Annotated in this window: 1 pseudogene; it reads right to left on the bottom strand. The window is 43.6% G+C overall.

Annotated elements, in window-relative coordinates:
* Positions 1–328: pseudogene (locus tag HC176_RS18395) on the bottom strand (hypothetical protein); the annotation flags it as partial.

Raw genomic sequence — 328 nt, 5'->3', positions numbered from 1 at the left:
GTTTGCCATTCAAATTCAATTCCCAGCCGGTGGGCATGTTTTGTGGTGGCAGATTTATAGGGTCTTATGATGGTGGAGATAGAATTGGATTTGGGGGAGATTTTTGCCATCTGGGGATCTTTTGGATTTTGGGGAGGCTGTGGAGACTGTGGAGACGTTGCATCCAACGTCTGTACGGAATCATTATGGGAATGATTCCCTGGGGAATCATTCTTCCCCTTCTCATTATTTCCTTCGGAAATATTTTCTTCCTTCGGAATTTCAGGATTATCTAAAATGAGGATGCCATGGATGTGATTTGGCATCACCACAAAATTGCCCAATAGCA

Source organism: Tamlana crocina, from assembly GCF_012037625.1.
This window is presented reverse-complemented; position numbering and strand designations above follow the sequence as displayed.